Origin of the sequence: Kitasatospora sp. NPDC057512 (genome assembly GCF_042802135.1) — a bacterium.
GTDB lineage: Bacteria > Actinomycetota > Actinomycetes > Streptomycetales > Streptomycetaceae > Kitasatospora.
The window spans coordinates 1-4,781 of the sequence record NZ_JBHVET010000662.1; the positions used below are offsets into that span (position 1 = coordinate 1).

5 protein-coding genes are annotated in these 4,781 nt (G+C 75.0%); 4 read left to right on the forward strand and 1 reads right to left on the reverse strand.

What is annotated here, in order from left to right:
* Positions 1 to 97 precede the first annotated feature (97 nt).
* Positions 98 to 697 (forward strand): TetR/AcrR family transcriptional regulator, encoded by a 600-nt coding sequence (locus ACFU6K_RS31425; RefSeq protein ID WP_380668781.1) that lies wholly within the window; start codon positions 98 to 100, stop codon positions 695 to 697.
* A 92-nt stretch (positions 698 to 789) separates the two neighbouring features.
* Here the strand turns inward: ACFU6K_RS31425 and ACFU6K_RS31430 are convergent, their stop codons facing one another.
* Positions 790 to 2,376 (reverse strand): hypothetical protein, encoded by a 1,587-nt coding sequence (locus ACFU6K_RS31430; RefSeq protein ID WP_380668783.1) that lies wholly within the window; start codon positions 2,374 to 2,376, stop codon positions 790 to 792.
* 389 nt (positions 2,377 to 2,765) lie between these two features.
* Between ACFU6K_RS31430 and ACFU6K_RS31435 the strand changes: the two genes are divergently transcribed.
* The 3 genes from ACFU6K_RS31435 (at position 2,766) to ACFU6K_RS31445 (ending at position 4,698) form a co-directional block, all read left to right on the forward strand.
* The gene (locus ACFU6K_RS31435) at positions 2,766 to 3,233 is read left to right on the forward strand and encodes a hypothetical protein (RefSeq protein ID WP_380668785.1); all 468 of its coding nucleotides are present in this window, start codon (positions 2,766 to 2,768) and stop codon (positions 3,231 to 3,233) included.
* Positions 3,234 to 3,334: 101 nt separating this feature from the next.
* Entirely contained in the window at positions 3,335 to 4,000 is a 666-nt protein-coding gene (locus ACFU6K_RS31440; RefSeq protein ID WP_380668787.1) for a DUF3105 domain-containing protein, read from the forward strand.
* Positions 3,997 to 4,698, forward strand: coding sequence for a DUF305 domain-containing protein (locus tag ACFU6K_RS31445; RefSeq protein ID WP_380668789.1), 702 nt, complete (start codon positions 3,997 to 3,999; stop codon positions 4,696 to 4,698). The genes ACFU6K_RS31440 and ACFU6K_RS31445 overlap by 4 nt, the downstream gene beginning before the upstream one ends.
* Positions 4,699 to 4,781 lie beyond the last annotated feature (83 nt).

Consider the following 4,781-nt stretch of genomic DNA (forward strand, 5'->3'; position numbering starts at 1 on the left):
CCGCACGCCCCCGCCCGGGCCGCCTTCCCGCGTTCCGGCCCGCTTCCCGAGCCCCGCGCCGCCTTCCCGTGCTCCGGCCCACCGAGGAGAACCGCCCATGGCCGACCCCCGCCCGCGCCGGCCGGCCCGCCCCCGCGAGGAGGTCTTCGCCACCGCCCGGGCCGCGATCGCCGAACACGGGCTCGCCAAGCTCACCATGGCCGGGCTCGGCAAACAGCTCCAGATGAGCGCCGGACACCTGCTCTACTACTTCGGCAGCAAGGACCAACTGCTGCTGGAGACCCTCCGCTGGAGCGAGGACCAGCTCGGCACCCGCCGCCGCGAGGCCCTCGCCGACCACGCCCTCGACCCCTGGCAGCGCCTCGACGCCTACCTGCGCCTCTACCTGCCGGAGGGGGCGGGCGACCCGCGCTGGATCCTCTGGGTCGAGGTGTGGGGCCGCTCCCCCGCGAGCGCCGAGATCCGCCAGGGCCAGCAGGAGATCGAGGCCCCCTGGCAGGCCGACCTGGTCGCCCTCATCGAGGAGGGCGCCGCCAGCGGCCGCTTCGCCCCGGGGCCCGCCGCCGACCGCGCGGTACAGATCCGCGCCCTGCTCGACGGCCTCGCCGTCCCCGTCGCCATCGGCCTCCCGGACGCCCACCGCGACGCCGCCCTCACCCAGGCCACCGCCGTCACCGGCATCCTCCTGCGCACCTGACCCGGCACCGGGGCCTCCCGCTCCCCCGCCCGCGCGAGAAGTCGGCCGGGCCGACTTCTGACGCAGAGGTGGAGCCACGGGCCGGTGCGGTGTCACTCGGTCCAGATGGCGGCGGCCGTGCGGTCGTCGGCGTAGCCCTTGGCGCGGACCTGGACCTGGCGGAGGAAGTCGACGGTGCCCGGGGGGTGCGGGTGGGTCCAATGGGTGGAGAGGAAGTGGGCGACGGCCGGCTCGTCGGCGATGGGGCGGGCGAGGCCCGGGGTGCAGAGCAGGAGGATGTCGCCCGGCGTCACGGGGACGAGCCGGAAGCGGAACGGGCGCGGACCGGGCACCGGGGCCTCGGGGACCGGCGGCTGACCGTCCGGGTGGTGCAACAGGCGGGCCGCGTAGGCGTCGATCCAGTGGCCGGAGCGCAGCAGGTAGAGCCCGCCCGGGCCGACGCCGAAGGCCACCCGGTAGCCGGCCTCCGGGTCCAGCGACACCAGCAGGCAGTGCAGCAGCGCCGGGGACGGGGCGTCCTCCCCCTCCGCCCGGGGCACCAGGGCGCGCAGCGGGGCGGCCGCACCGGTGGCCAGGCGCTGGAGGCCGTAGCGGAGCCGGTCGCGGGCGCCGTCGCGCAGGTCGGCGGCCAGGCCGGCCCGGCTGCGCCCGATCGCGGCCGCGAGCTGGTGGCACGCCTCCCCGGTGGCGGCCGCGACCGCCTCGGCGGTGACCGCCTCCTCCTCGGCGCCGCCCGTCCGGTCGAAGCCGCCGAGGACGGCGAGCAGCAGGCCGTCGGGCCCCTCGCCGAACCGGGTGACCAGCAGGGCGTCGCGGCGCGGCTCGCCCCGGTAGCGCGCGGAGTCACCCCGGACGGAGGCGGCGCGCAGCACGGACGGCCCGTACTGGGCGCCGTCCAGCACGGTGTCCGGTACGAGCGCGCGCAGTGCGCCCGGGTCCGCCTCGGGTACGGCCGTCGGCTCGGGTCCGTAGGTCGGCGGGCGCTCGCCGACGTGCGGGACGGCGGCGCCGCCGGCGGCGAGCGGTGCGCGGATGGCCAGGCGGGGATCGGGGACGGGCGCGGGGGCCTCCGGCTCCTCCGCCGTCTCCGGCTCGGGGGCGGGCTCGGGCTCCGGTTCGGGGGCGGACTCTGGTTCGGGGGCGGGCTCGGGCTCGGGCTCCGGCTCGGGGGCGGGGGCGGGGGCGGGGGCGGGCGGCGGGGTGGGCTTCTCCAGCGAGACCGGGTCCGGGAGCGGCACAGGTACGGCCTCGGGCTCAGGTGCCGGCTCCGGCTCAGGCGCCGGCGCGGGCTCCGGTGCGTCGCCGGCGATGGCGGGGGCCGGGACGTGGGGGGTCTCCGAGTAGGTCCGCTGACGCCCGATCCCCTCCGCCCCGCCGATCACGCCGACGGCGGTGTCGAACCAGTCGTCGATGCTGTCCCGGTTGTCCGCGCCCTCCGAACCGTCAGGCTCCGCAGGAGCCTCGGCCTCCGCCACCTCCGACTGCGGCTGCGCCTCCGGCTCCGCCGACCGCTGCTGCCCGATGAGCCCGACCGCCGTGTCGAACCAGTCGTCCACGCTGCCGTCCCCCGGGTCGGCGTGCGGGGTGTCCGGGAGGGTGCCCGCCGGACCGTCGTAGACGGCGTCCCACCAGCCGTCGTCCGGCCGGTGCGGCTGTGCCGGTGCACCCTGCTTGCTCATCTGGCGGCTCCTGGTCGTTCCGTGGTCGCGCCGCCCCCGGGCGGGCCGGGCTGACGACATTGTTCTCCACCCGCGAGGACCCTGTCCGGGTTTCGGCGACAACCGGTCACCCACCGGAAAGTCCCGGCCACCGCGCTCACCTGCCGGTTCGCGAACCCGGCCCCGGGCGCGTCATCCGTTCGTCCGCTTCCGTTCCGTCCGTGCTTGCCGGATGTGTCCGGAGCAGGGTGTTTCCTGGTCATCCGGGCGTACGGGCCGCCGAAAATGGGGGCCGGTGGGGGGCATCGCATCACTCGTTCGGCTGATTAAATGTGCGCATGACCGCGTCGGCCCCCAGTTCGCCCCGACCGGGGAGGGCCGCATCCGCGGGCCGCCCGGCAGGTGGGCTGTTGGTCCTGCTGCTCGTCGCGCTGCTGACGCTGCTGCCGTGCGCGGGCCAGGCGAAGGCGGTGGACGGCTCCGGCCATCCGACGGCGGCCGCGGCCCCGGTCAGCGCCGTCACCGTGGTCAGTGTGGTCAGCGTCCAGGTCGCCACCGGACACGCCTCCTACACCGGCCGCGCCGCGAAGGTCGCCAAGTCCGCGAACCCCTCGGACCACCACCGGACGGCCGAGGAGCAGGGGCACTGGATCCTCTGCACCGCCGACGGCCAGCCGCCGCGCAACAACGGCTGCTCCAGCCACCCGTACTGCCCGCAGGACGCCCAGCTGCCGAACCCGCCGCCGCAGCCGCAGCCCGCCGTGTCACCGCTGACCCCGACCGCGCCCGAGGCGCAGCCCCGGGTGGTGCCCGCCGGCCTGCTGGACGGCGCGCACCCGGTTCCCGACCTGCACGAACTCCAGGTCCACCGGTCCTGAGCGGAACCCACCGCCGGCGCAGCCGCCGACGGATCCGTCCCTCCTCTCACTCCACCTGACCGCCGCCACCGACCGGTGCGGCGGGGACAAGGACGACCACCATGGGTTCCTCCTCCAAGCAGTCCAACAAGCCCGGCGGCAAGCAGGACGGCCTCGACCGCCGCGCCCGGATCGCCGAGCTGCGCGCCGCCGAGCAGCGCCGTGACCGCCGTAACAAGATCGTCGCCTCGGTGGTGGCCGGCGTGCTGGTGGTCGGTGCGATCGCCACCGGCACCTGGATCGTCATGGACCAGAACCAGAAGAAGAAGGACAAGCAGGCCGCCGCCAACGCGGACATCCCGGGCGTGAAGACCTTCGGCGAGCTGAGCCGCACCCACGTCAAGGACAAGGTCACCTACCCGATGACCCCGCCGGTCGGCGGCGACCACAACGCGATCTGGGCGGACTGCATGGCCCACGTCTATGACCAGCCGCTCGAGAACGAGCGCGCCGTCCACTCCCTGGAGCACGGCGCGGTCTGGGTGACGTACAACGGCAAGGCCACCCCGGACGACATCAAGACCCTCTCCGACAAGGTCAAGAAGACCCCGTACTCGATGATGAGCCCGTACCCGGACGAGCAGGGCACCATCACCCTGAACGCCTGGAGCACCCAGCTGGTCGTGGACAGCGCCAGCGACCCGCGGGTGGAGGAGTTCTTCACCAAGTACGTCCAGGGCAAGCAGACCCAGGAGCCGGGCGCCTCCTGCACCATGGGGCAGATGTGACCGCCGACGCGGACCGCCCGGACGGCGTGGACGGTACGGCGGAGGGCGCGGCCCCGCGCCGCCGCCTGTGGTGGCCGGCCGCGCTGGCCGCCGCCGTGGCGCTGGCGCTCGGGGTGCCGGCCCTGGTGGCGAGCGGGACCTCGGCGTCCGGCTCGTCCACGCTGGCCGTCCCGGCGAACGACTCCCCCGAGGCCGGGTTCGCCCGCGACATGGCGACCCACCACCAGCAGGCGGTGGACCTGTCGTTCGTCGTCCGGGACCGCACCGCCGACGAGCCGACCCGCACCCTCGCCTTCGACATCATCAACACCCAGGCCAACCAGCGCGGGATGATGATGGGCTGGCTGGACCAGTGGGGGCTGTCCCAGCACTCGACCGCCACGCCGATGGCGTGGATGAAGATGGGCCACGAGTACCAGGCCCACGACGGTTCGCTGATGCCCGGCATGGCCACCAACACCCAGATCGCGAAGCTGCGCACGCTCAACGGGCGGGACGCCGAGGTGTTCTACCTCCAGCTGATGATCGAGCACCACAAGGGCGGCGTCGAGATGGCCCAGGGCTACGTCGACAAGGCCGGGAACGACACCGAGAAGCGGCTGGCGCAGTCGATGGTGGTCGCCCAGACCTCCGAGCTCCAGCTGATGACCGACATGCTCAAGGAGCGCGGCGCCGAACCCGGCGTGCCCGCCTCCTGAGCGGTCGTCCCGCTCGGTCTGTTCCACCTGTTCCGCGTTCCCCGGACGGCCGGGGCGCCGGCGGGGACGGTCCCGTACCGTCC